This window comes from Neglectibacter sp. CSJ-5 (assembly GCF_032490475.1).
Lineage (GTDB): Bacteria > Bacillota > Clostridia > Oscillospirales > Acutalibacteraceae > Hominenteromicrobium > Hominenteromicrobium mulieris.
In genome coordinates this window covers 1-25,528 of sequence record NZ_JAVYJC010000012.1, presented here as the reverse complement: position 1 = coordinate 25,528, position 25,528 = coordinate 1, and the positions used below count along the sequence as shown (strand labels likewise).

General features: G+C 50.3%; 27 protein-coding genes. 19 read left to right on the top strand and 8 right to left on the bottom strand.

Annotated features, from left to right (window positions below):
* Positions 1–89: 89 nt before the first annotated feature.
* Positions 90–1,010, bottom strand: coding sequence for an aldo/keto reductase (locus R2K26_RS14980; protein WP_316523353.1), 921 nt, complete (start codon positions 1,008–1,010; stop codon positions 90–92).
* 315 nt (positions 1,011–1,325) lie between these two features.
* Complete coding sequence (locus R2K26_RS14975) at positions 1,326–1,475, bottom strand: hypothetical protein (protein WP_176820446.1); 150 nt, start codon at positions 1,473–1,475, stop codon at positions 1,326–1,328.
* Positions 1,476–1,865: 390 nt separating this feature from the next.
* Here R2K26_RS14975 and R2K26_RS14970 point away from each other — a divergent pair, with 390 nt between their 5' ends.
* The 3 genes from R2K26_RS14970 to R2K26_RS14960 are packed head-to-tail and all read left to right on the top strand — an operon-like array spanning position 1,866 to position 4,545.
* Positions 1,866–2,936 carry a LacI family DNA-binding transcriptional regulator gene (locus R2K26_RS14970; protein ID WP_316523352.1) on the top strand — a complete coding sequence of 357 codons (1,071 nt, stop codon included), beginning with the start codon at positions 1,866–1,868 and terminating at the stop codon, positions 2,934–2,936.
* Between the two features lie 16 nt (positions 2,937–2,952).
* A complete protein-coding gene (gene fliB, locus R2K26_RS14965) occupies positions 2,953–3,975 on the top strand; it encodes a flagellin lysine-N-methylase (protein WP_316523351.1) in 1,023 nt (340 codons plus the stop codon).
* A gap of 27 nt (positions 3,976–4,002) precedes the next feature.
* Positions 4,003–4,545: a hypothetical protein gene (locus tag R2K26_RS14960; RefSeq protein ID WP_316523350.1), complete on the top strand. Its 543-nt coding sequence runs from the start codon at positions 4,003–4,005 to the stop codon at positions 4,543–4,545.
* Between the two features lie 62 nt (positions 4,546–4,607).
* Here the strand turns inward: R2K26_RS14960 and R2K26_RS14955 are convergent, their stop codons facing one another.
* The 3 genes from R2K26_RS14955 to trmB are packed head-to-tail and all read right to left on the bottom strand — an operon-like array spanning position 4,608 to position 6,289.
* On the bottom strand, positions 4,608–5,120 hold the full coding sequence (locus R2K26_RS14955; protein ID WP_316523349.1) for a hypothetical protein: 513 nt from the start codon (positions 5,118–5,120) through the stop codon (positions 4,608–4,610).
* A 1-nt stretch (position 5,121) separates the two neighbouring features.
* Entirely contained in the window at positions 5,122–5,529 is a 408-nt protein-coding gene (locus R2K26_RS14950; RefSeq protein ID WP_316523348.1) for a DUF4430 domain-containing protein, read from the bottom strand.
* A 43-nt stretch (positions 5,530–5,572) separates the two neighbouring features.
* Positions 5,573–6,289, bottom strand: a complete 717-nt coding sequence (gene trmB / locus R2K26_RS14945; RefSeq protein ID WP_316523347.1) for a tRNA (guanosine(46)-N7)-methyltransferase TrmB — start codon at positions 6,287–6,289, stop codon at positions 5,573–5,575.
* 207 nt (positions 6,290–6,496) lie between these two features.
* Here trmB and R2K26_RS14940 point away from each other — a divergent pair, with 207 nt between their 5' ends.
* Positions 6,497–7,366, top strand: coding sequence for a patatin family protein (locus tag R2K26_RS14940; protein WP_316523346.1), 870 nt, complete (start codon positions 6,497–6,499; stop codon positions 7,364–7,366).
* 459 nt (positions 7,367–7,825) lie between these two features.
* Here R2K26_RS14940 and R2K26_RS14935 read toward each other — a convergent pair whose 3' ends face one another.
* A complete protein-coding gene (locus tag R2K26_RS14935; protein ID WP_316523345.1) occupies positions 7,826–8,047 on the bottom strand; it encodes a hypothetical protein in 222 nt (73 codons plus the stop codon).
* Between the two features lie 360 nt (positions 8,048–8,407).
* Between R2K26_RS14935 and R2K26_RS14930 the strand changes: the two genes are divergently transcribed.
* From R2K26_RS14930 to R2K26_RS14890, 9 genes are all read left to right on the top strand, one after another.
* On the top strand, positions 8,408–9,001 hold the full coding sequence (locus tag R2K26_RS14930; protein WP_316523344.1) for a hypothetical protein: 594 nt from the start codon (positions 8,408–8,410) through the stop codon (positions 8,999–9,001).
* Positions 8,998–9,849, top strand: a complete 852-nt coding sequence (locus R2K26_RS14925; protein WP_316523343.1) for a nucleotidyl transferase AbiEii/AbiGii toxin family protein — start codon at positions 8,998–9,000, stop codon at positions 9,847–9,849. Before R2K26_RS14930 ends, R2K26_RS14925 begins: the two co-directional genes overlap by 4 nt.
* Positions 9,850–9,877: 28 nt before the next feature.
* Positions 9,878–11,482 (top strand): N-6 DNA methylase, encoded by a 1,605-nt coding sequence (locus R2K26_RS14920; RefSeq protein WP_316523342.1) that lies wholly within the window; start codon positions 9,878–9,880, stop codon positions 11,480–11,482.
* The gene (locus R2K26_RS14915) at positions 11,469–12,593 is read left to right on the top strand and encodes a restriction endonuclease subunit S (protein WP_316523341.1); all 1,125 of its coding nucleotides are present in this window, start codon (positions 11,469–11,471) and stop codon (positions 12,591–12,593) included. Before R2K26_RS14920 ends, R2K26_RS14915 begins: the two co-directional genes overlap by 14 nt.
* Positions 12,594–12,610: 17 nt before the next feature.
* A complete protein-coding gene (locus R2K26_RS14910) occupies positions 12,611–14,455 on the top strand; it encodes a P-loop NTPase fold protein (RefSeq protein ID WP_316523340.1) in 1,845 nt (614 codons plus the stop codon).
* Positions 14,456–14,483: 28 nt separating this feature from the next.
* Positions 14,484–17,804 (top strand): HsdR family type I site-specific deoxyribonuclease, encoded by a 3,321-nt coding sequence (locus R2K26_RS14905; protein WP_316523339.1) that lies wholly within the window; start codon positions 14,484–14,486, stop codon positions 17,802–17,804.
* An 84-nt stretch (positions 17,805–17,888) separates the two neighbouring features.
* Entirely contained in the window at positions 17,889–18,095 is a 207-nt protein-coding gene (locus R2K26_RS14900; RefSeq protein ID WP_316523338.1) for a hypothetical protein, read from the top strand.
* A gap of 183 nt (positions 18,096–18,278) precedes the next feature.
* Complete coding sequence (locus tag R2K26_RS14895) at positions 18,279–18,602, top strand: DUF6809 family protein (protein WP_316523337.1); 324 nt, start codon at positions 18,279–18,281, stop codon at positions 18,600–18,602.
* Positions 18,599–19,066 carry a DUF6550 family protein gene (locus tag R2K26_RS14890; RefSeq protein WP_316523336.1) on the top strand — a complete coding sequence of 156 codons (468 nt, stop codon included), beginning with the start codon at positions 18,599–18,601 and terminating at the stop codon, positions 19,064–19,066. Before R2K26_RS14895 ends, R2K26_RS14890 begins: the two co-directional genes overlap by 4 nt.
* Positions 19,067–19,229: 163 nt before the next feature.
* Here the strand turns inward: R2K26_RS14890 and R2K26_RS14885 are convergent, their stop codons facing one another.
* On the bottom strand, positions 19,230–19,976 hold the full coding sequence (locus tag R2K26_RS14885) for a hypothetical protein (RefSeq protein ID WP_316523335.1): 747 nt from the start codon (positions 19,974–19,976) through the stop codon (positions 19,230–19,232).
* Between the two features lie 115 nt (positions 19,977–20,091).
* Positions 20,092–23,175 carry an RNA dependent RNA polymerase gene (locus R2K26_RS14880; RefSeq protein ID WP_316523334.1) on the bottom strand — a complete coding sequence of 1,028 codons (3,084 nt, stop codon included), beginning with the start codon at positions 23,173–23,175 and terminating at the stop codon, positions 20,092–20,094.
* Positions 23,176–23,303: 128 nt separating this feature from the next.
* Between R2K26_RS14880 and R2K26_RS14875 the strand changes: the two genes are divergently transcribed.
* From R2K26_RS14875 to R2K26_RS14850, 6 genes are all read left to right on the top strand, one after another.
* Positions 23,304–23,513, top strand: a complete 210-nt coding sequence (locus R2K26_RS14875; protein WP_316523333.1) for a helix-turn-helix domain-containing protein — start codon at positions 23,304–23,306, stop codon at positions 23,511–23,513.
* Positions 23,513–23,959 carry a helix-turn-helix domain-containing protein gene (locus R2K26_RS14870; RefSeq protein ID WP_316523332.1) on the top strand — a complete coding sequence of 149 codons (447 nt, stop codon included), beginning with the start codon at positions 23,513–23,515 and terminating at the stop codon, positions 23,957–23,959. The genes R2K26_RS14875 and R2K26_RS14870 overlap by 1 nt, the downstream gene beginning before the upstream one ends.
* Positions 23,956–24,318, top strand: coding sequence for a hypothetical protein (locus R2K26_RS14865; RefSeq protein ID WP_316523331.1), 363 nt, complete (start codon positions 23,956–23,958; stop codon positions 24,316–24,318). Before R2K26_RS14870 ends, R2K26_RS14865 begins: the two co-directional genes overlap by 4 nt.
* Positions 24,319–24,511: 193 nt before the next feature.
* A complete protein-coding gene (locus tag R2K26_RS14860; RefSeq protein ID WP_316523330.1) occupies positions 24,512–24,817 on the top strand; it encodes a hypothetical protein in 306 nt (101 codons plus the stop codon).
* Positions 24,810–25,118, top strand: coding sequence for a plasmid mobilization protein (locus R2K26_RS14855; RefSeq protein WP_136890900.1), 309 nt, complete (start codon positions 24,810–24,812; stop codon positions 25,116–25,118). Before R2K26_RS14860 ends, R2K26_RS14855 begins: the two co-directional genes overlap by 8 nt.
* Positions 25,079–25,459 carry a relaxase/mobilization nuclease domain-containing protein gene (locus tag R2K26_RS14850; RefSeq protein WP_316523329.1) on the top strand — a complete coding sequence of 127 codons (381 nt, stop codon included), beginning with the start codon at positions 25,079–25,081 and terminating at the stop codon, positions 25,457–25,459. The genes R2K26_RS14855 and R2K26_RS14850 overlap by 40 nt, the downstream gene beginning before the upstream one ends.
* The last annotated feature ends 69 nt before the right edge of the window (positions 25,460–25,528 follow it).

Here is a 25,528-nt window from a genome sequence, read left to right as displayed (position 1 = left end):
GCTGACGCATACATTACAGATGTTCCTGTTTGCTACTCCCTTTTATATCCATATTTTACGGGAGCGCGGTGCATTTGTCAAGCGAAAGTTTACGGCAGACGGTAGCCCGCTGCAAGGTACAGTGCGTACCAGTCTTCGCGCGCAAGCGTAATGTCAAGCGCGGCGGCGCAGTCGCGCAGGCGCTTTGGATTGATGGTGCCCGTGACGGCCTGCATTTTTGCAGGGTGACGCAGAATCCACGCAAGCGCGATGGCGGTGTTTGTCACATTGTATTTTTCCGCCAGCTCGTCGAGCTTTGCGTTTAGCTTCGGGTATTTTTCACTGCCGATGAAAACGCCCTCGAAGAAGCCGTACTGGAACGGCGACCACGTCTGAATGGTGATGTTGTGCAGGCGGCAGTAGTTCAACACGCCGTTATCGAGCACCGGGTTTAAGCCGTCGCAGATGTTTGTATTCATCGGCTGCGCGATCATCGTGGCATTCGTCAGGCTCATTTGCAACTGGTTTGCGCAGATCGATTGATGCAAAGCACTCTGCAAAAGCTCCATCGTGTACGGGTCTTCGTTGGAGACGCCGAAGTGGCGCACCTTGCCGCTCTTTTCAAGCTCGTCAAAGGCTTCCGCTACTTCTTCCGGCTCCATTAAAGCGTCCGGACGGTGCAGAAGCAAAACGTCAAGATAATCCGTGCCAAGGCGCTTTAAACTGCCGTCTACGGCAGACAAAATGTGTTCCTTTGAAAAATCGTACATTTTGCCGGGCACAATGGCACATTTCGACTGAATGATAAGATCTTCGCGGCGAACGCCCGCGTCCTTTATCATCTCGCCGAACACACGCTCGCATGCACCGCCGCCGTAAATATCGGCGTGGTCGAAAAAGTTGAGTCCAAGCTCCAACGCGGTGTGCAGAAATGCATCTGCCTGTTTGCGCTCTGCGTCCGCAAGACGCATGCAGCCGAGGGCTATGGGCGGCACCAAAAGCCCGCTTTTGCCAAGTTTGATTTTTTCCATACAACAAGCCTCCCGAATGAAGTCTATTTGCCTCTATTATAGAAAAACTTATGCGCGTTTGCAAGTGTTTTCCTTGCTTTTTCCGCGTGCGCGGGCTACAATGAGAAAAAGACTTTGGAGGGGTTGCCATGCGGTTTGGTGTGTGTATGCCGATCGAGCAGGCGGAATTTATCGCAAAGCTCGGGTTTGATTATCTTGAGGTTTTGCATAGGTGTGACAATGAATAATGATTCGTTTTTGAATGTGAGTGCGTAAAAAACAAGCGCCGCGGAGAAATGAAACTCCGCGGCGCTTATTTTTACATCGGTTTGGTCGTTACTGGATGGAACCTTCAAGATACGCTTCCAGCTCGGCATTTTCTTTCTTTTCCTTGAAATAGTTCAGCACGGCAAAAGCGGCGGTAACAACGGCAACGGCAGCGGTGATGCAGCCGATAATGGTGAGCACCTTGTTCAAACACTTCATGATAAACCATCCTTTCCGGTTCGCCAACATTCTGAAAGAGACCGTACACTGTCTCACTTTGGGCGATTTTGATTACCTTTATCATACCCAAGTTTCGGTGAAAAGTCAAACGTTTTTGTGCCCTGTCATACAAAGTTTACACATGGCGTGAGCTGCCATGCGAAATCCTATGAAAAATTTTTCTTTTTGCAAACATTTTGCCCATATGCAAGCAGTTTCTGCGCCGGATTTATTGACAATCCGTTTAAAAAAACTTACAATATTATTTTAGAGTATTTCAGCAGGAAACACCCAAAATGCGGCACGGAGGCCGCATACCTTACCTGTATCATTTTTCGAAGGGGAGAACGCACGGCACTGCCGTGCAAAGAAGTTATGGAAGAAAAGAATATGAAAAAGGCCACCATACGGGACGTGGCAAAGGCCGCCGGGGTTTCGCAGTCCACGGTGTCCCGTGTGCTCAACAACAATGGCTACGTGGGCGAAGACGCCCGCCGCCGCGTGGAAGAAGCCATGGAAGCGCTGCATTATTCGCCCAGCGCTATTGCAGTGTGTCTTTCCAAAAGCCGTTCGCGCATGATCGGCGTGATCGTGCCGCAGATCTTTGCACCGTTTTTCAGCCAGATGTATTACATTGCAGACCGCATTATGGAGCGGTACGGTTACCGTCTTCTGCTGTGTAATTCCGACGAAAGCTTAAAGCGCGAAAAAGAGCTCATTGACGATCTGCTTTCGTATAAGATCGCCGCGCTGCTCATCGTGCCCGTGGACGGCGACGAGGGTAGCAACAAGGAGTATCTCGACCACATCCGCAGCACAGGCACGCCCGTTGTGTGCGTAGACCGTGAGATTGAAGGAATCCACTGCGACGGCGTGTATATCGATAACTATACCGCTTGTTATGAGGTTACAAAAGACGTGCTCGCGCGCGGCTACCGCAATATTGCATATATGGCAGACCCGCCCATATACAGACCGGGTTGCGACCGTCTGCGCGGCTTCCGTGACGCCTGCAAGGAGTTCGGCGTTACGGTGCCGCAGGAGAATATTTTTCTTGCGCCGATTGAAGATACGAAACCGCTGAATGCGTTTTTGCATGACGTTGCCCGTCGGGATGTCCCGCCGAAGGCGATCATCAACTTTGTGCGCGGCTGGGATTATACCATGCTGCAAGCGCTGCATTCTGCAGGACTGCGCGTGCCGGAGGACGTGTACCTGACCGGCCTTGACGATGACAACACGCTGCCGAATTTCGGCTACTCCATGCAGTATCTGCCGTCTACGATCGATTTTTCCGAGACAGCCGCTAAGCTCTTGATTGAGCGCGTGGAAGCGGGGAATGCACTGCCGGAACCGGAGCGCCGCATCTTCACCACGCACATGAAGCCTGTATTTGAAAGAAAAGTCACGCTGCCAAAGCCCGATGCAGCGCCGACTGAAACCGATGAGAAAGAGAAGTAAAGTACATAAAAGCAAAATGAAATTTATCAAACCGAATTTTTACGACGCGTTTCACTGCACGGCCGCCGCATGTTCCGATACCTGCTGCGCCGGCTGGGAAATCGACGTTGACCCCGATACCGTTGAATATTACGAAAATTTAGAAGGAGAGCTCGGCGACCGCCTGCGCGAAGAGCTGTGCGACCTGCCGGACGGCACGGTGTGCTTCCGCCTCGGCGAAAACGAGCGTTGCCCGTTCCTCGATGACGACAACCTCTGCGAGCTTATCTTAAAGCTTGGCGATGATGCTTTGTGCGAGATTTGCCGTGAACACCCACGCTTTTATGAGGAGCTCGGCGGCCGCGTGGAAATGGGCGTGGGCCTTTGCTGTGAAGAGGCATGCAGACTGCTGTTTGAGCAGAAAAATCCCGTCACGTTTATCACGACGAACGTCGGTGAGCTGCCGAATGCGCCGGAGGATCCGCTTGTGTTTCATCTGCGGGACGAAGCATTTGCCATCGTGCAGGACCGCTCTCTGCCGCTGCGCGTGCGCATGCACCGCCTGCTCGATTTCGGCGTGCAGGCGCAGAAAACGCTGTTCGGCAATATGTCGCCTGCCGAACGCGATACGACCGACGAGACCGATACCCGCGCCGCGCTGTTTGACATGATGACCGAAATGGAGCCCTACGACGAAACGTGGCCCGATTACGTGCAGCTTTTGGAGGATAACGGCTTGCAGGCGAATCTCGACGATATTGATGGCGGCTACGAAAACCTGCTTGTGTATTTCCTGTACCGCCATTTTGCACACGGTGTGACCGACGGCCGCATCGCGGCGCGCGTGGGCTTTTGCGCTGTGAGTGTGTGGTTTATCTGCCTGATGAACACAAAGTGCCTGCGTGATACCGGCGAATTCACCCCGTGGGACCGCATCGTCTGCACGAAAGACTACTCCAAGCAGGTGGAATACAGCGCCGAAAACATGGAAATGGCACTCGATGCCCTGCACAAAGACCCCATTTTTTCCGCCGAACACCTAAAGCGCCTGTTCGGATAACAGAAGCCTTGAAAGGAGCTATGATCGATGAACCGATACGTTGTGCTTGCCCGTTTTGATAAAAATACAGAAGAAAAACTGATTGCGCTGCGCCGCGAGATGACAAACGCGGGCTATGCATCTTCCGAGTGGCCGCCGCATATCACGCTTGCGGCGTATGAAGATCTCGATGCCGAAGCGCTCTGTGACTGGACAGGGGAGTTCGTCCGCGAGCACACGCGCCAAAAGCTGGCGTTCGGCTCTGTGAGCCTTCTGCCGCCGTATGCCACGCACCGCGAAACCGCCGTGCTGTGCCTGAACCCGGTGCACGCAAAGCCTTTTGTCGATTTTTACTATGCATTCCACGAAAAATACGAGTCGTTCTGCAAAGGCATCGGCAGCTTCTCCGCCGTTTCGGAGGACAAGCCCGTCATCCACTGTACGCTCAGCGTTGTGCGCATCACGGAGCTGCAGGACGCGCTCGAGCTCGTCTTCCAAAATGATGTTTTCACCCAAGCCGAAGTTACCGCGCTGGAGATCTACACCTATCCCATGCGCCTCATCAAACGGTTTGACCTGACCAGAGCGTAAATTCAAGATTTCAAAAGCAAAAGCACGCAGTGTTTCAAAACCTGCGTGCTTTTTGCGTATAATTATTCAAAATACAGTGTGCCCATGTTCAGCGATCTCGTCAGGCGCGCTAAGATGCGACGGAGGGTAGGCAGGAGCAAAAAGGCAAGGAGAAAGTTCGAGACACCGTGGATAAGGTCGAACGGGATGCCGCTGATGATATACGCCAGCGTTGCCGCGGGGCCGCTTAAAATGAGCACGGGTATCGCGGTGAGCGTACCGAAAATCAACCCGTAAAACCCGCACAGAAGCCCCCAGCCGAGGCGGCTTTCCATTTTACGGAACAGCCAAGCGGCGACGGCCAAAATCGCCCAGATATAGAGGTACGAAAACCACCACAGTCCAAAACCGTACAGTAACCCCTCAAGCAGCACGAATACGGCGAGCGTATAACCCACGTATGGCCCGAGCGCAAGGGTGAACAGTACCGTGAGCGATGAGGCAAGCTCCACGTTTGGCAAAGGGGCAAGTACCACTTGCGAAACAAACATCAGCGCGCCCAGAATGCCGCTGAGTGCCACGTGTTTTAAGCGCAAATCAATACCCCACCGTGAGCGTGAATTCGTACTTGCCGCCGTCTTCGACCGGGGTGGAATCAACGCCCGTGGAGGCCATTTCACCGTTGATTGTCAGACACCACCACTCCTGATTCGCGCTGTCGGCTTCAATGCCGTCCACTTTTGTGACGAACAGGCCGTATTCGCTCTCTTCGCCTTCGATAAGGCCGGCATCCTGCAAAGCGGCGCCGAGCATTTCTTCGTCCGTGTTGAGATTATGCACGGTCTCTTTGCCGTCGGCATCGATAACGGTGAGCGTGTAGGCTTTAGCGCCTGCGGTGCCCTTCGGCGCCGTGACCTGCCAGATGACAACGCCTGCGACGACGAGCACAACGAACACGATGGCCGCAATAATGAGCGGCTTCTGGTTTTTGACTTTGGTTGACATAATTTTTTACCTCTTTCTTGTTTTTTATCGCCAAACAGGTGAATTACTCGGCTGTGTTTTCCACTTTTTCTGCCTGCTCTGTGGAAACTCTTTCGGGCGTTTCCGGCTCGCCGTTCCAACGGGCGATAATGGCTTTTGTCTTGATGCCCTCTGCGGTGAACATCACCTCGTGCTCGGACTGAATGTTGCCCGGCGCGTCTTCGCTGTGCAGGTCGTCCGTTTTGCAGAGAATTTCAAAACCGGCTTCCGCTAAATAGCGCTGCGTTGCAAGGTACAGGTCGGTGTTGTCGGTTTTGAACCACAGCTCGCCGCCGGGTGCGAGCACCTTTTTGTAGGTATTCAGCTGGCGGGTGTGGGTCAGGCGGCGCTTGTGGTCGCCGGCTTTCTGCCACGGGTTGCAGAAGTTTACATAAATTCGTGCAGCTTTTTCATCGGGCGCAAAAAGCGTATCGAGCTTTTCAATGTTATACGAAAGCAGATTTACGTTTTCCACGGGCTCCTCGCCGAACTCCGCTTCCATGTTGCGGCGGGCGACGCCCAAAATATCTTCACTGATGTCGATGCCGATGAAATTTACGTCTTTTTCTCGGTGCGCAAGCTTTGCCAAAAACGTGCATTTGCCGCAGCCGAGATCTAAATGGATGGGCTGCTGCTTTTTAAAGCGCTCGCCCCATGTTCCGGCGGCGGTTTTCGGCTCGTGCACATAAAACGGGCACGCGTCAAGTTCCGGGCGCGCCCACTTTTTCTTTCGGATCCTCAAAATTTTATCCTCATTTCTTTTCCGTTATTTTCGCTCTGCCTATTTTAACGCAGAAATGAAAAGTGTGCAAGTGCGATTCTGATTTTTCCCCGTTTTGCGCGCTTTTTTCTTCTTTTTCCATTGAAAGGCATCGGGCGTTTTGCTATAATAAGAAAAAGCGCAAACTTAGACTTACATATCACTTTATATGTCAAGGAGGAAAACGTGATGGACGAATTAAAAATGCAAAACGGTGCTTTAATTTTGGAGGGCGGCTCTCTGCGCTCGCTCTTTACCTCCGGCGTTTTGGACGTCTTCATGGAGCACAACTTATATTTCTCCGATGTGACCGGTGTGTCCGCAGGCTCTTTGACCGGCGTGAACTACGTTTCCCGCCAGCCGGGGCGTTCCGCAAAGCTTAACATCGACTACGTGAACGACAAGCGGTATCTTGGTGTGAACAATCTCATCTTACACCACGAGATCTTTAACTTTGACTTTTTATTTAACGATTTGTCACGCAGCATTCTGCCGATGGATTTTGACACGTTTTATAAATCGCCGCAGCATTTTACCGCCGTGGCGACGAACCTAAGAACCGGCGAGGCGGAATACTTTGAAAAAAGTTCTTATTCGGACATTTTGGCAGCTATTCGCGCCAGCAGCAGTATGCCGATGCTCTCGAAAGCCGTGAAGATGAACGGCGAGCTGTACCTGGACGGCGGCTGTGCCATGGCAATTCCGTACCAAAAGGCCATCGATGACGGCTTTGAGAAGATCGTGCTGGTCTTAACGCGCCAGCAGGGCTACCGCAAGCTTTACACAAAGCCCTCTATGCTGCGTTTGTATGCGAAGTATTTCCGGCATTTCCCGAAGTTTTTGAGTGCGCTGTACGCCGTTCCGACGCGCTACGACGCCCAGCAAAGGGAGATCGACCGCTTAGAGAAAGAAGGCCGCATTTTCGTTATTCGCCCGCAGGGACCCGTGAACGTTTCGCACACGGAAAAGGACACGGCGAAATTAAAAGCGCTGTACAAGGAAGGCCGTCAGGAAGCCGAGCGTCGCATGGACGCACTGAAACGGTATTTGGAGGCGTAATTTGCAAAAGGCGCTGTCAAATTGACGATTGTAAAAGATTAAGCAAAGCCCGCAGACTCAGAAAATCTGCGGGCTTTAACGAAAAAGGACTCTGCAATTTGCAAAGTCCTTTCGTTTGGTCGAGGTGACAGGATTCGAACCTGCGGCATCTTGGTCCCAAACTTATCGGGAATACTTTTTCCGCTCGTTTATAGCGGTTTTCGGCGCTTTTTAATTTGTTTTACTTACTCTTTGACGCTCTTATCTCCACTGTTTCCGGGTGTTCCAGCGCCGTATGTGGTAATCTATGTGGTCAAAAACGCTTCCCGCCCGGTTTCCGGTGAAGATTCACCGATGCCGGACGGGAAGCGTTTTGCGTTGCTGTGTGGTCTGTATTGTAACTCTGGACAGGCAGTTATGCAAGAGGTTTCTGCGGGGGTGACGGCTCAGAAGCTGCGGCGCTATAGACAAAGAATAGCATCACGCATTTACCTTCTGGAGATAGAACTCACTCTCCGCAACTCGCGTCACAAAATCATACTCCAGCCGCGTTGCCTTTGAGAGCGAAATATTGTAGCGCTTAAACACCGAGCGAAAATATGCAAAGAACTCCCTGTCTTCCGCTGTCATCGGGGCAACCCAGCCGTTCTCGGCACCATGAGATTCAATTTCCTCTAACGCTGCCATACGCTCTTTATCCATGTCAGTTGCTCCTTTCGGTGAACTTTCGCCTGCCCTCAGCGGGAATCGTTTTGGATTACCTGCATTGTAACTCTAAGAGCAGGGGTGTGCAAGTGGTTTTCTGGGAGGATAGCAACGCGAAATGTGTGATGTCACAGACAAGGAACACCAGTAACAGCCATTGCATTCCCGTAATTCGGGCGATATTTTAAGGGAATGCGCACCGAAATAAGGGAAAGCATCTGCGCCCTGCGAGAGAAACGCTGTTGACTTTCGTCGTAATTTTATCATGAATATTTTTCGATTGGCACTCAAAGTGGGTTGACTTTCATCGTAATAATAAGTATAATATTATAGGATTATCGTAGCCGAGGTGAGAGCATGGATTACATGACGGAACTCTCCACCATTGCCAAAGCGCATGGCGGAATCATCGAAACAAAAATAGCGGCGCAGATAGGCATCTCAAAAGCGATGCTTTGCAAACTGTGCAAAGAAAACAAAATCCATCGTATCGTGAAGGGACAATACATTTTTCCTGATGATATGCAGGACGAACTGCTGGCCATCAGCAACCGTTCCGACAGGATTATTTTTTCTCACGAAACCGCTCTTTACCTTCACGGTATCTCTGACCGTACACCATTTGAACATACGGTTACAGCGCCGTCCGGCTGTATTCCGTCCGCGGCAATTAAGTCGGAATGTAAGGTGTATTATATCAAGCCTGAATTGTTTGTACTCGGTAAAACAATGCTGAAAACACCTGCCGGGAACAAGGTCCCCGCGTATGATCTGGAGCGCACCATCTGCGATGTCATTCGTAGCCGCAACAAGCTTGGGACAGAAACATTCCACGCCGCATTGAAACTGTATGCGGTAAACCCTAAAAAAGATCTGAACAAGCTGAGCGATTATGCAAAGAAAATGCGGGTGGCTAATGTTCTGCGGCAGTATTTGGAGGTGCTTCTATGAGTAATGCGATGAGCTTGAAGGCGAAAATCAGAAATATCGCAAAACAGAAAAACATTCCGGCGCAGGTCATTTTGCAGAACTATATGTTTGAACGCCTCCTTGTGCGTTTGTCTGCTTCAAAATATAAAGATAAATTCGTGTTGAAGGGCGGTATGCTGGTGGCCGCTATGGTGGGGCTGGACAACCGCGCGACTATGGATATGGATACCACACTCAAAAACTTGCCGCTTACGCCGGAAGCGATCCGCAGTACACTGGACAATATCTGCAACAGCCCCTTTGACGATGGCGTTTCGTTTGAGATCGGTACCATTTTACCCATCCGCGAAGACGATATATACGGGGGATACCGTGTTATGCTGAAGGCACGGTTTGATACGATCATTACGCCGCTCAGCATGGATGTATCTACCGGCGATGCGATTACGCCCCATGCGGTACAGTACAACTTCTCCGAGATTTTCGATGACGAGAAAACATATGAGTTGTGGGCATATAACATTGAAACCGTTATGGCGGAAAAGGTGGAGACCATTTTGCGACGCGGCGTATTCAATACCCGTCCCAGAGATTTTTACGATGCCTACATACTGACCACCACACAGAAATTCGACAACGCAGTGTTTGAGGATGCACTAAAGGCAACCGCAAATCACCGCGGCACGACTCGACAGATCGAGGATGTTCCCGGCATTCTTCAGAACATCGAAGAAAGCCCTGAACTCAAGACAATGTGGGAGAGGTACCGCAAACAATTTGCCTATGCAGCAGATATAGAATACGAGCAGATTATGAATGTGCTGAAAAGGTTGCTGGGAATAAATACGATACGCCAAGAGAACATCTGATGGCTGAAGAATAGAAAGGGATTATTACATGGCTAAGAAAAAGATTGAAGAAACAATTAATTTGGACTCGATTCTGTTCAAATGCAGAGATATTTTGCGTGCGGCACGCAATTCCGGCTCTTTCTTTGAAAAGCGCGACATGATGCTGACCCTCGTATTTCTGCGTTTTATCGGAGAAAAATTTGAGGATGGCGTAGCAAAGCTCCGCGAGGATTTGATTGCACAGGGGCTTGACCCGGATGATCCTGAAATCTTCGCGGCGTTCTTTGATGATGCCACTTTCACGGACGGCACCTATAATCTCCCGCCGGAGGCACGTTGGTCTACTATCATCAACACGCCTGCACCGAAGCTCAATGTTGCGCTTGATACGGCACTGCACAGCATTGCCACCAGCAGCAAGCAACTTCGTGGCTGCTTCGTGGAGGGGACATTTACCACTCGAAACCTTGCACCGAATGACATCAAGAAGGTGGTTGATGAGGTCAACAAAATCAGTCATAAGGCGTTTGGCGAAGAGAAAGACCTGATTGGACGTGTGTACGAATATTTCCTCAAGGAGTTTGCCGTCAATGCCACAAAGGAGGAGGGGGAGTTCTATACACCCCACGATGCCGTTCAACTGATCGCTGCCATGATCGAGCCCTTTGACGGCACCTTGTACGACCCCTGCTGCGGCTCCGGTGGTATGTTTATTCAGAGTGCTGACCTTGTCAAGGCGAAAAAGGGCGATATCAGCGGCATCAATGTATACGGTCAGGAAAAAGAGCCCGCCACCTATCGACTTGCAAAGATGAACCTTGCCCTGCGCGGCATCAGCCATCATCTTGGCGGTGAAGCAGACTCTTCCTTTACCCATGACCTGCATAAGGGCCTGTATTTCAATTACATCATGGCCAATCCGCCTTTTAACCTCAAGGGCTGGTACGATGAAAATCTGAAAAACGACTCCCGCTGGGCAGACTATGCCACACCGCCGGAGAGCAACGCCAACTACGCTTGGATTCTGCATATGCTTTCACATTTGAAGGCCGCGGACGGCGTTGCGGGCTTCCTGCTGGCGAACGGTGCGTTGGGCGACAGTGACACTTTAGAGATTCGCAAAAAACTGATTCAGAATGATAAGGTGGAAGCCATTGTCATTCTTCCTCGGGAACTGTTTATCACCACCGATATCAGTGTCACGCTCTGGATACTGAACCAGAACAAAAAGGGCGGGAAGTATCACGAACGGATGCTTCGCAACCGGGAGCATGAGATCCTGTTTATGGATCTGCGCACATGGACGGAAAACCCCGTGAAAGGCGAGGGTAAAAAGAAAGTACTTTTGAATGAAGCGCAGATCCGGCACGCTGCCGACATTTATCACACGTGGCAGAATGAGGGGACGGACGGCACAGATTATGCCGTGCCGGAGCTTTACCGCAGCGTGGGGATGGATGAGATCGAAAAGCAGGGCTGGAGCCTTATCCCCAGCAAGTATATCGAGTTTATCGACCATGATCTGGAGATCGACTTCCCTGCGGAAATGGCACGCATCCAACAGGAAATGCGTGAGGTGCTGGCGCAGGAAAAGCAGTCCCAGAAAATGCTGGAGGATGCGTTCAGGGGGATCGGCTATGGGATTGAGTAAATGTAAACTTGGTAAGTATATTGAGTTGCGCGAGATTACAAATGTCGATTATTCATTTGACATGGAGTCTGTTCGTGGCGTCAATAATTTGAAACAGTTAATGCCAACAAAGGCAGACCTCAATGGTCGAGACCTTAGCAAATTTCAAATCGTATATCCAGATGAATTCGTATTCAATCATAGGACTTCCAGAAACGGAAGCAAATTCAGCATTGCCTACAACGATAGTAATAAGCCTGTTATTTGCACGGAAGATTATGTGGTATTCCGTATTAGAGAGGAAGCGCGAACGGAGCTTTCTTCCGAATGGCTGTATATGTTCTTTAACCGTGCTGAGTTTGATCGTTATGTCATTACAAATTCATGGGGGAGTTCAACTGAATTCTACAACTGGGAGGATCTTTGCGAGGTGGAGGTGGAGTTGCCCTTACTCTGTGTGCAGCAGAAATATGTTGATATCTACAATGCCATGGTCGCCAACCAGCAGGCATACGAGCGCGGCTTGGAGGATTTGAAGCTCACTTGCGACGGATATATCGAAGATTTGCGGAGAAAACTGCCGTGCGAAAAAATTGGAAAGTACATTATAGAGCGCAATATTAAAAACGAGGTTGGTTTAAATGTCGATTCTGTAAGGGGAATATCCACGGGTAAGGAGCTTATTGATACAAAAGCGAACATGGATGGTGTCCCTCTTGGCAACTACAAGATTGTTAAACCTAACGAGATTGCCTTTATTTCAGACACTTCCCGCCGTGGGGACAAGATATCACTTGCCATAAACTCATCACCAAAAACATATTTAGTTTCCTCAATTTCTACGGTGTTTGAAACCAATAAAAAGTACTTGATTCCACAATATCTGTTTTTGTTCTTTTTGCGGGCTGAGTTTGACAGATATGCACGCTTTCATTCTTGGGGCTCGGCGAGAGAAACATTTAACTGGGAGGATATGTGCGATGTTCAAATCCCAATTCCCAATATAGGCGTGCAGAAGTCTATCGCCGAAATGCACACCGTATATAACGCCCGCAAAAAAATCAATGAGCAGCTAAAGGCACAGATCAAAAACATTTGCCCGATACTGATTCGCGGCTCGCTGGAGGAATAAAAAGGAGGGTTTGCATAATGACCTATCAAGAATTAAACCAATATATCCTACACTATCTGACGGAGGATAAAACCAAAAGTGCCATTATGCTTACCGGCCCTTGGGGTACAGGTAAAAGTTATTATATACAAAATGAACTCAAACCGTTTCTTGAGAAAAAAGAAAACGGGGGACATTCATGCGTTATTGTGTCGCTGTATGGATTAAAGGATACAGCCGAGATCAGCAAAAGCATATATCTCGGAACGCGGATGAAATTCTTAACCGCTGCATCGGAAAAGTCAACTACCGTAACGTTCGCAGGCGAAACGATTATTAAAGGAATTGCCGGGGCTTTTGGGGTTGATTTGTCAGTTAGCGAAAGATCTTTGAAACGATTATATGCGTCTGTGAATTTAACAGGGAAGCTGGTTGTCCTTGAAGATTTGGAGCGTTCTGGCATTGATATCCTTGAGGTACTCGGATATGTGAATAATCTTGTTGAGCAAGATGGGGTCAAGGTTCTTCTTGTCGCAAATGAGGAAGAGATTATTAAATACGAATTGGGAAACAAGGTTATTGGGCGTCGAAAAAAGGAGGAAATCGAGGAAGAAAAGAGACTACATGAAGCCTTTGACGTGCCTTTTGAAAACAAGGGGGAAATCGTTCAATGTCGGTTATCAGAAGACTATCTGAGATTAAAAGAAAAAACTATAAGCGATACAATAGAGTTCAAGGAGGATTACCAAACAGCGATTCGAGAAATTGTCCAAATGTTTGATAATGAAACATTGAATAAGTTCTCCACCGTCGAGAGTATTAAAGATATTTTAGACATCATGTCGCATTGCCAGAGCTATAATCTTCGCTCTTTCATTTTTGCTTGCCAAAAGACAAGCGATATTTTCAGCAGCCTTGACGAAAAATATCTCTCTGATGAGAATTTTGTTCAAGCTGTATTCATCGGTATTTTATCCTTTGTACTCAAGCAGAAAAATGGAAACTCCCACGCATGGGGAAACGAAAAGTATTTTTCTGCTGTGCTCGGGCATGAAAAAGCTCCACTGTTCAAATTCTGCTATGACTATATAATGAGGCAAATCACGGAGTTTGAGGATATCGAAGGTGCTTATCAAGCATATTCAGAGCTTGTTTTGTACGACAAAAACCGTTCAAATAACGATAACGACATTATCACATTGCAGACTTATTATGTTCGAACGGATAGTGATGTATTAGATGCGATAAATAATATTGAACGGCGATTAAAAGTCCCTGAAGACATATCGTTCTACCAGTACGGAACCATTGCGGTTTATGCGATTATAATCAAGGGTATCCTTGGCTGCGATATTGATACAATTAAAAGACGCCTTGTTGCTAATTTAGAGGGACAAGGAAACAAACTTGAACTTGAGCAAATATTTAGAACGATTATAGGTGCGGATTGTACCACAAAACAAAAAGAGGAATATGAATCGTTGCGCAAAGAAATGGCAAGATCGTTAAAGAAGGGGGATAAGATAATCCCAAACTTTGACTATCAACCTGAACAAAGCAAAGATTTCTACGACTATGCAATCACTAATGAAGGAAAATTCCATACACAAGAATCTTTTGCTGCGCAATTTGACATGAAACGGTTATCAGAAATGTTTAGAAACAGTACCGCAGAGCAAAAGCAGCAGATTCGCGGAGTGTTTGTAGGAATGTACAGGATCGGCAATATAAAGAGCTTTTTGGCTAATGATAGGGAGAGCATAGTACAACTGCTTGAATTCATTAAGGCAGATAGGTCTGGCGATGTTGGTGACAGAATACAACAGTTGCAATACGATTGGTTTATTAAAAATCTTGAGGAGATAAAGAGAAAATTGTCTTAACGGACATAGGTACATTGGAGGACAAATCATGTCTAAATTAAAGGAATACAACGGACATTTTTGCGAATCTGAATATGAATATGCCTTTATTGCCTTCTTGGAAAGAGAGGGATGGCAGTATTTGCAGGGAAACAAAATCAACCGGCAGACCCGGAAGGATGTGCTGTATTCCAATGATTTGGAGAGGTTTTTGACTGGAACCAACCCGGACTTACTGCCGGACGAAATTCGCAGCATCATAGATTCTGTGCGCCTTGTTGGCGCGGAGAACGATTTTGCAACGCTGCACAAGGTCTATGGCTGGATGATAGATGGTGTTCAATTTACACCGCAGAGCGGGACACCGCGAATGGTGGCTCTGATTGATTATGAAAATCCCGGAAACAACATTTTCCGCTGTGTCAACCAGTTTACTGTGGAGTATGTCAATAACGGACAAAAACAAACCCGTAGGCCGGACGTGCTTCTGTTTGTCAATGGGCTTCCGCTCTGTGTGATAGAACTTAAAAACCCGGCGGATGCCAATGCCACCATCTATGATGCGTGGGAGCAGATCAATATTCGCTACTGGCGGGATATTCCGCATCTGCTGCATTATTGTCCGTTGGCCTGCATTTCGGATGGTGTGAAGACCCGGCTTGGTACCGTTCGCACACCCTATGAGCATTTTTACGCGTGGCGCAGAGTAAACGACGGTGACGAGGTATCAACGCTGCCTTTTGAGGAAACTGAAAATATGGTAAAGGGTGTTTACGCACCTGAGAGATTCCTTGAAATCTTTCGCGATTACATTTATTTCCAAGATAGCATTTACGACAGCGACGAGCGTGAAATCGTTTGCCGGTATCCGCAGTTTTTCGCCGCAAGGCGATTGAAGCAAAGTATTGTAAAATCGGTAGAAGAAAAAAGCGGTAAAGGCGGTACATATTTTGGAGCCACCGGCTGCGGCAAAACCTACACCATGGCGTTTCTTGCCCGCCAGCTATCCCTTCGCTGCCCTGAGATTGGATCTCCGACCATCATCATGATCGTAGATAGAGAGGAACTTCAAAAGCAGGGTGCAAAGTTATTTACGAAGAGTAAAGAATTTCTGAATCTCGGAGAAGTTAGCGTTGTTCCCAGCCGAAAGAAGCTTCGTGAAGAATTAGGTGTCCGAGAAAGCGGCGGTTTTTACATCTGTACCATACAGAAATTCTGTGACCGAGAAGACGACAAAATCGGGCTGATCAATGACCGGGCAAATATTATTTGCTTCTCCGACGAGGCGCACAGGACCCAGCTTGAACATTCCAAGAAGATTCAGTTTAGCAAAGATGCCGATGAAAATATGAAAGCGATGGTGTCCAAGCCTTATGCAAAGGTCCTGAAGGAAGCGTTCCCACAGGCAACCTTTGTGGGTTTCACAGGTACGCCTATAGCGGAAACATATCAGACTTTCGGCAATGAAATCGACCGATATACCATGGATCAAGCCGTAGCTGATGGCCTTACTGTGTCTATCAAGTACCATCCGAGAATCGCGAAAGTGCTTTTGGATGATGAGAAGGTCAAGCAAATCGAAGCATACTACAAGACCTGTGCCGATGATGGTGCAACGGAAGAAGATATTGAAACCAGCAAGAAGGCAATGAGCTCTATGGAAGTTATCCTCGGTGAGCCTTCCCGCTTGAAGCGGCTGGCGGTAGATATCCACGACCACTATGTTGCAGCTTGTGCGATGGACCCCGACAGAGTGCAGAAAGCGATGATTGTTTGTTCCTCAAGACCCATTGCCTATGAACTCCTCAAGATATTTCAAGATAAATACCCGGAATGGTTTATTGAGAAGAAAACTGCTGACGGTGTTTCCGCAACGGAAGAGGAACTGAAAGAATTGAAGACCATGCCATTTATGGCTATGGTTGCAAGTGTCGGCAGCAATGATAAGGCAGAAATGTATAACTATCTCGGCGGCGTTAAAAATGATAAGCGCTCCGACGCACTGGATGTAGCATTTAAACAGGAAAAATCCAATTTTCATATTGCCATCGTTGTGGATATGTGGATTACTGGCTTTGATGTTCCGGCGCTTACATATATGTACAACGACAAACCCTTAAAAAAGCACATGCTTATTCAAACGATCAGCCGAGTGAACAGAAAATACCCGGGCAAAGAGTACGGCATGATTATTGACTACATTGGTATTCGCGACAATATGCGGACGGCGATGAAGATATACGGCGGCAATACATCCGTTGCGCCTACGACTGACGATGTCGAACAGGCCACTGCTGTGTTCAGAGAGGAATTGTCCGTGCTGAAGGATTTATTCGCCAGTCTTGATTTGAGACCTTTCTTAAATCCTGATGGAGACCCATTTGAGCGATATCGCCATCTTTCTAAAGCGGCTGAATTTGTTTTTATTTCCACGCAAGAAATGCAAAGCATGAGCAACAGCGGTAAAAGCGTCAAAACAGTTTCTTTCAAAACCTATTTTCTGAAAACTGTAAAGCGGATGCGCATGGCGTTTGATATTTGCCAACCGTCAGGAGAACTTGGCGAAGAAGAATCTGCCTTGGCCCAGTGTTTCATGGCAATTGCAGGATTTGTCCGCAAAATGAGCGGAACAAGTGAGGTCGACACCGAGGCAATGAACCGCCATGTTGCCCAAATGGTCGAAGAGGCCCTTCGATACAACAGGGTGGAAAGCGTTCTTAACGAAGGTGAACAAGAAGATATTTTCGGCCCGGAATTCTTAGAAAAACTGTCTGATGTAAAAATGCCGGCTTCAAAACTTGAACTACTGATCAAAACACTGCGTAGGCAAATAATTGAATACAGCAAAACAAATCAAGTCGCTGCGAAGAAATTTCAAGAGATGCTTGAAAAAACAATTGCGGAATACCATGAGCGTCGCAAACGCCTTTCCTCGGAAGAGGCTGGAGAAACGCAGGAGCAGGCATCGGAAGATATTATTCGCAATGCTACGGAACAGGCATTAAGAATTTTGCAGGAAATGAACGAGAGCCGTGAAAGTTTCCGAAAAGTTGGCTTAACCTTCGAGGAAAAGGCGTTCTATGATATTTTGATGTCATTGAGGGATCAATACAACTTTGAATACGGCGAGGATAAGAACTTTGGCGGAGTCATTGTAAACAGTAAGTGCAAAGCTCTCGCAAGGAAGATAAAGGAGATCATTGATACAAAATCATCCTTTGCGGATTGGCTTAACAATCAAATTGTCCGTGACCAGCTCAAATTTGATATCAAAGTATGTCTGGTTAAGAACGGCTACCCACCGCAGTATAGTCCTGAGGTTTTTCAAAAGGTGATGGAGCAGGTTGAGAACTTCGAGGAAAATAATTGATGACACCGAAAATCAGCAGTGTTTATAAAAAGGTTGTTGGCGAGGGAAAGGGAACATCAGAAACGCGCTAAAGAGGGAATGACTATGCCGAAAATTATCAGGAACGCGATCAGATGCAAGAAATGTGGAGACATTATTGAAAGCAAGACTGTCCATGATTTCAAGTTTTGCAGCTGCGGTTCGTGCGCCGTGGACGGTGGCCTTGATTATCTTCGTAGGTGCGGAAACCTTGGAGATTGGGAAGAACTGTCCGAAGTGGAAAAAGTAGAGGACAACGGCGCGTTGGTTTGATTCTATCTTGCGGAAAGTGGTTGCGCCATAATATTGCTTATCATCATTCGCAAGTCACCACGAATACCCCGCATCCTCAATAGGGGCTGAAACTATGCGGTTCAGCCGCTATTTTTCTCAAAAGTTTCAGTAGCTGTTTCCGTCGAACTGTGGTATATGTTTGTGCTGCAAGGAGGCGAGCGCATGAAATACAAGCTGCTGAAAGACCTATATGACTGCTTTTATATCCCACCTGAACTCCAGGCTCAGAAACAGGAAATTGAGGAATGCCATCAAGCACTTAGCGAGGTGCTGGGCAAACCGGAGCGTCGGCTGGTGCTCCAGATCATCGACGCAAAGGATCGCATTGCGGAGGATACCTCCATCGACAGCTTTATCGCCGGATTTGAACTGGCGTGGAAGCTGTCCATAGAACTGAATCACTACGAAAATGAGCGCTCAGTCTTCTGCCGAACGGCAATGGGATTGGGGGCTTGTTTCGCATCTGCAAGGGAGGATGAGAAATGAAGAAGTTCGTCATAGCAACCATGATTTCCGCCGGTGTCGCCATGTGCGCCGCTGTGTGGCCACATGGCAACGTGGTCGAGGAAACACCCGCCCCGGCCGTAGAAACCGCTGTGAGCGCCAAGAAAGCGACCGTCGTGGAAATCGAAACAGAAGAGAATTCTGCGTCACTGGCAGAGATGGAAAACGAGGTTCCGCAGCAAGAAGCATTCCAAGAGGAACGTCCTGAACCAGAGACAGAGTCTATTGAAACGCCCGCAGATTCTGAACTCCAGCTTTCTGCGGAGCAGATGCCCGCTAAAAATTCTGTACCAGAGCAGACTCTGTCCCAACCTTCTAAAGAACTGCAGCCCGGTGACAAGGTTTATGTAGCGGGTTTCGGCTGGGTGGAGTATGAGGGCCCCAACCACTGTGAAGATGGTACGGATATTTACGAAAACGGCAACAAAATTGGAATCATGGGGTGAAAAGTGCGGATAACAATCAGATAGGACCAAAGCTCTATTGGCAATCAGACTTTTTAGGCAGCAAGTCAGCGGCTGCGCCGCCATAGACAAGGAAAACACTTTCAAAAATCCAGACAGAAAAACAGCGGGACAGGCCGTAAAGGCTTGTCCCGCTGTCTGTGCCTTATGGCAGATATTCTTCCGTGATCCGATACCGGCTGATGCCGAAGGCATTGCTCCGTTCCACGACCTCTGCCGGGATCTTGGGCAGATATTTCTTGCTGAAGCTGGTGTCCCCGAAGTAGGCGTCAAAGCTTGCCACTGGCAGGACGACCCATTCGCAATCATCCTGCCGGTTGGCGAGGTAATAGCGGATCAATGTACAGACAACTTCGGCTGGAATTTCCTTCGGAAGTGCCGCTTTCACTTTCTCTGTCAGCTTGTGCGGCAGCTCCGGTTCTTCTCTGCGCAGCGGGCCAAGCTCCAGCGCATCGGCAAGGACATCATCAAAACGCAGCGTCCAGGCACCCTTGGTTTGGGGCGCGAAAATCGGGATCTGATACTGCATCACCTTGCTTCGCCATGCGGAGGCAAACTTCGAGCGAAGGACCTCCGCATACTTGAGTGAGGTGCTGCGCACCTTTTCCGGGTGCGCCAGCATGAAGTCCGCCGCGCGAAGCACATGACGGAGGAACCAGCCGACCCCATCCGCATCCACCAGCTCCGGGAACTCTGGATGCAGCTCCGAAAAGTCCGTCTGGAACTGCCACTCCTTGCCCTGCACACGCTTTCCGTCCTCCGGCACACTACACCAGGCGCAGAGCGCACGGCGGGCATGGTCGACCCGGTCATGCGGATCACCCCAAATGACCGCTCCATCTTTGCCGTGGAACAGGTATCCGCGAGCCAGAACGGTTAGAATCCGCGACATCCCCTCAAACTCCAAAATCGTGGCAAAGGTGAACCGGCCCAGCCAGGTCGTATCGCTCTTCTTGCTGGCGGTATAGGAAACCGTTCCGGTATATGCGCAGAATTCTTCCCATTCGTTAATCATCCCGCACCTCCAGAACATTTTTCTCGATATACTCCGGCAGCAGCTCCCACAGCAGGTCGCGTCTGCCGAGGGCCACCACATAGCGCACGGCCAGAGCCGGTCTTACAATCGCAGTCAGCAGCTCCCGGCACTTGGCCGTCACGGCGTCTCGGTAGCCCTGGGAAGCGGACTTGTCCGCAAAAGCTCTCATCATGGCAGTGAAGGCTTTCGAGTCGCTTTCACGGAACAGCTGCTTTTTCTCCCTGCCGGTGTTCTCGTCCTCCATATCACAGACAATATCTCCCAGGATGCGGTAGCCGCCAAAGCGAAAATCGGTCAGCAGGTCATAAACATCCTCAAACTCTGGCTCTGGCAGCCATTCCCGCAGGAAGCGCTCCCGTGCATCTCCGTCCATGAGGTGCCATGCCTGCTCCCTCATGGCGTGCAGCAGAGCGGACACCCTTTCCGGCGGCAGACTGCCGAACAGGGCGTACAGCTCGTCGGGATCATATGCATCCTCCTGCCCTCTGGCATACAGGATGCGTTCCACATCGCTCTTCCGCTTTTTCTCCTTCAACGGAACGCGGCAGGCCCGGATGCGGGAGAGGCAGGCATCGTAATCATGCAGCAGCGCAGCTACCGCCGCCAGCTTATCGGAATCCAGCTGTTCCCTCCAGTCCGGCTGCTGGGCAGCAAAGGAAAACATTTCTTCGTCCTTGGTGGGCTTTGCCTTGATGCGCGGCGTGTTCTTTTTCAGCTGCTGTGCCAGATACGGCAGGCGCTCCACGTTGGAGTCCACCTCGTCCCAATCCACCTTTTTGAAAAACGCCTTTATCTTGGCCGCATGGGTAGGCTCGTACCAGGCGCGCCGGGTCTCCGCATCCTCTACCAGCGTCTTATATTTGAGGAAGGCACTGTGCTTGACGGTCTTGTGGGTCAGGTACTCATCCAGATCGGGGCGGATGCCGCTCTTAGCCGAGTCGATCTCCAGCCCGGTAAGGATGGCTAATGTTTCCGTCTCCTCCCGGCAGCGCGCCCGCTCCTCGGTGTCGGAGTTTTCGTTGTAGGCGATAATGCTGCGATTCAGCGCGGCATTGCAGATCTGACCGACGCGGGAGGAGAAGGTGCTGCGGACGGTCTCAAAACGGGCCTCCCAGTTGTCGGCACTGCGGATCTGGGGCTGGGCCGTAGGGATCATCAGCAGAGGAATGTTCTCTGTGTTGGTGAGGGATTTGTGTTTCTCGTAGCGGTAGAGGTTGTAGTTGCGGCGGACGCAGGCATTCAGGATCGGATCAGATATGGTCTTGATCATATCGCCGTCGTAGTCAGCGCCGCCCAGCCGCTCCGCAGCCAGCATATTGGAATCCACCATCACCACATCCGTCAGGTGCCCGAAATAGTAATGCCGAATCTGCTTTCTCTCTTCCTTCGCGTCGTAGAAGGAAAGCTGTAGCTCCTCGTTGCGGGCAATGTGCGGATTGCGTAGCAGCGTGCAGGCGTCGTCATGGGCATAGGCCGCCTGGGGTGCATAGAAGGAACTCTCCGGGAAGTGGTCGGTCATGACGGTGCTGTAAAACATCCGTTGCCTGCGTTTGCGCGGCGGAACAGTCGGGAGCAGAAATGCCAGAAAGTCCAGAAGATCACCGGAAAGATAACGGTTGTCTCCCGCTACGATCAACCGGCCGACGGCGTACTGCTCCACGATTTTATCGGCTTCATCCTCCAGTCGCTTGGCATAGACCGGTTCGTTGATGAAGCTCGGATTCTTTTTCAGCACGGCGGCAAGGATCTGGTCCTTGCCCTGGTGTCGTTCCCACCAGCTGACCCGCTCAAACTTCTCCAGAAAGTAATTCTGCCGAAACGATTCATCGGCGCAGAAATTGTAATACGCCAGTTCCGTCTGCTTGGTGAGCCAATTTCGCTCGTCTGTCTCCGGGCTGTGGTCCCAGCCGTCCGGTAGATCGGCAGGGCGGAACTCGTCACCCTGAATGGAAACGGTGGTCAGAAACTGATAGTTCAGCTCGGTGGTCTGTTCCGGTTTCTCCTTGCTCACATTGGTGATGTACAGCGCATGGCGGTACTTGCGAAACACCGTCCGGTAGTCCTCCCAGTTCATGCCACTGGCAGTGAGCCAGCCGTATCCCTTGAACATGCTCTTGGTGAGGATGACGTCCACATCCCGGACGGAATGCTCCATGCCCCACAGATCGGTGATGGTGTCCGTCCCGCAGAGGGTCAGGAAGTCTTTGAAGTCCACCTCGTGCAGCATACCCTTGACATAGGGCATACGGATCTGGAATGAGGTGTGGACTTTCTTCCCGCACAGCTTCTCGTCCACGACGCGGGCATATTCTTTTGAGATCAGCCCCTCGCCGTCGAAGCAGGTGATTTCGATGTCCTCTTTTTTCTCCACCCGGTGATATTTGCGGGTACTGCTCTGCGTTCCGTCGTCCTCTACGGTGATGACGCTGACATTCCGCTCTGTGCGCGTAGGATTGTCGATGACCACCACCCGGTGGGGCCGGTCAATGCCGATGCCGTCAATGCGGATACCGCTGGACAGCATCAGGCCGTTGTAGGCATAGAGCTTGCTGAGTTGGCAGTCACCGATGGTCATATCCATCATGATGCGGCGGCACACCGTGTCATAAAAATCCTCCCGGATGAAGGCCAGCCGCGCCTGCCGGCTCATGCTGCCCGAACGCTCAAAGGCGAGGTAACGATGTGCCCTGGAGCCAAAGTCCAGGTTGACACCTTCGGGACGGAACAGGGCCCTGGCCTTCTCCTGCCGGATCAGGTGTTTCTTTCTGGCGCCGCTCCGGTCGAAGATGCCGGAGAAGTCCATATAGAAAATGATGTCCGAGAGGTCAGTCACCAGCTGCCCACCGGGTCTTCCGGTGAAGGCATCGCCGTGCAGCACGCACATGATCTGATAGAACAGTGCGTTATCGTCCTGCTCGTGAGGTGCGGAAAGTGATTTGCATTTCTCTGTCTCGGCGGCGCTGAGATGGAAGGTATATGTCCCGTCCTGCTGCCTGCCATAGCTGATCACAGCTCTGGCGGACAGCTCGTAGATCCTGTATTTTACCAGCGGCATCGGCTCACCTCCTCATGCTTCTATTCTATCATAAGGTTCCAAATTTGCAATACGGATACTGCTCCCACTTTTTCAGTGGGAGCTTTTTGCTTGCAGCTCTCAACAAAAAATTATAAAGGAGGAAACCAATGCAAGAATCCACATTCACCAACTATGACCAGCTGCCGCTGTTCCTCAACGCGAACACGGTGGCGCAGGTGCTGGGCGTGTCCATCTCCAGCGCCTATGAGCTCATGCACGAGACGGGCTTCCCAGCGCTGCGGATCGGCAGCCGCATCGTGGTACCCAAAGAAAAGTTCTGTCGGTGGGTCGATGCGCAGACAGGAGGTGATGCCTGATGTTCCAGCGCTGGCCTAAGCGAGATCCGAACAAGTATTACTACCTCGTGCCAAACGAGGTGTTCAACCTCGGTCTCAGCTCGCATGAGATCGCCGTCTACAACTACCTCCTGCGCTGCGAAGATCGCAGGACCTACCAGTGCCATCCCAGCTACCGCACCATCGGTCGGGCGGTGCAGCTGAGCGAGAACACCGTGCGGAAGTATGTGGCTGGTCTGGAGGAAAAAGGTCTCATCCGTACCGAACCCAGCACCATCATCACGAAGGACGGCCGCGTGCGCAACGGCAGCCTTATCTACAACATCCGACCCATTCAGGAGGCGTTGGAACAGAACTACCAGCGGCAATTCCAGCGGGCGGAGGAGAGTGTGGAGCGGGCGCGGGTGCAAAAGCGCCTGGCTGAGCTGGAGCAGCGGAGCAACGTAAAGAAGGAGGAAAGCGCATGATGCAGCAGATTGCAAACTTTATTGTAGACCATGACCCGATGATGGTTCTCCAGCGCACGCACGACACAGTACGCTACATCCGGTGGGCGTGGAACAAGGATCATGCCGATCCCATTGATGAAGACGGACTTCGTCTGTTTCTCTGCGATGAACATCGCGGTGATTTGACCGATGAGCAGAAGACCCTCGCCCGCCGATGCCGCGACGAGATACGGAGCGTCTATGAGGAAATGTGCCTTCGCTCCCTGCAATGTGCGATCATGCTGGAGCGAGGCATGGTGCCGGATGTCAGTACCTACCGCAGCGTGTTCTGCACGGAAGGAGGTGATGCGCCATGGATGCTTGACCAAGCGGGATGACTGCCTTTTCCGCAAAGCGCCGCAGAGCGGCTGAAGTGCGCGTCAGCGCCGAAAATTCTCGCTTCGAGAATGACAAGTTTCGCCTTCGTGGTACGGAACGGGGCGATTGCCCCGTTCCGACCCCTTCGGCAGGCGGGCTAAGCCCGCACCCCTATCAACACAAAGAAAAATAAATTTAAAGGAGATAAAGATTATGACGGAGAACACCTATAATCCCTATGAAATTATGATGGACAAGTACGATAAGGAAGAGATGCTCAGCGATGTACGGGAAGCCATGCTCTATCAACTCGGCGCGGATGTCTCCTGTGAAGAGTTGGATCACTTTTTCACCGGCAAGGGCAAAGCCGCACTGTCTGGCTGTGCGGAGTGGCAGCAGTGCTTTGCAGTCGAAAAGATGCTGGAGTTCTATTATATGCATGTGCGGGACGAGACTCTGGCTAAGCAGATCGAGACGATGACTATGCCGGCACGCCAGGGTGATGAGCACCATGGCTAAGAATCAATTTATCCGCGCCCGCGTTGCCGGGTGGGAAAAGGACTGCATCCGCCGCAAGGCGGATGCAGCTCATATGACCGAGAGCGAGTTTGTGCGCCGGGCGGCTATGGATCGTGAGGTCACGGTCATTGAAGGTATGGATGAGCTCCTGCGGGAGCTGCGCTATCAGGGAAATAACCTGAACCAGCTCACGGTCATGGCTCGGCAGGGGCGTATCACGCAGGTGAACTATGAACCCTTTACGGAGGTGTACCGGAACGCATGGCAAACATTAAATTCATTGCTGTCTCACGCAGTCTGAGCGGTATCCTGGACTATGTTACAAACCGTGAGAAAACGGTGGAACGTCTCATATCCGGTGTCAACTGCATGGCTCAAACAGCTCAGGATGAATTCGAAGCGGTAAAGAAACAGTTCCGCAAAACAGATGGCCGTAGCTATTATCACATCGTCCAAGCCTTCGCCCCGGACGATCCGCTGGATTTTGATACAGCGCATGAGATCGGGTTGAAGTTTGCGAAATACTTCAAGGGCTACCAGTGCGTGGTGGTTACGCATATGAATACGGCGCACATCCACAATCACATCATCAGTGCGCCCATAAGGGGCAGAGTAAATCCGCTTAGCAAGCGGCAGGTGTGAGGTTTCAGGCCTGTGGTCAACGGCTAACCTGGCGGGGAAACCCAAAGGGGACAGCAGCATGACCGTAAA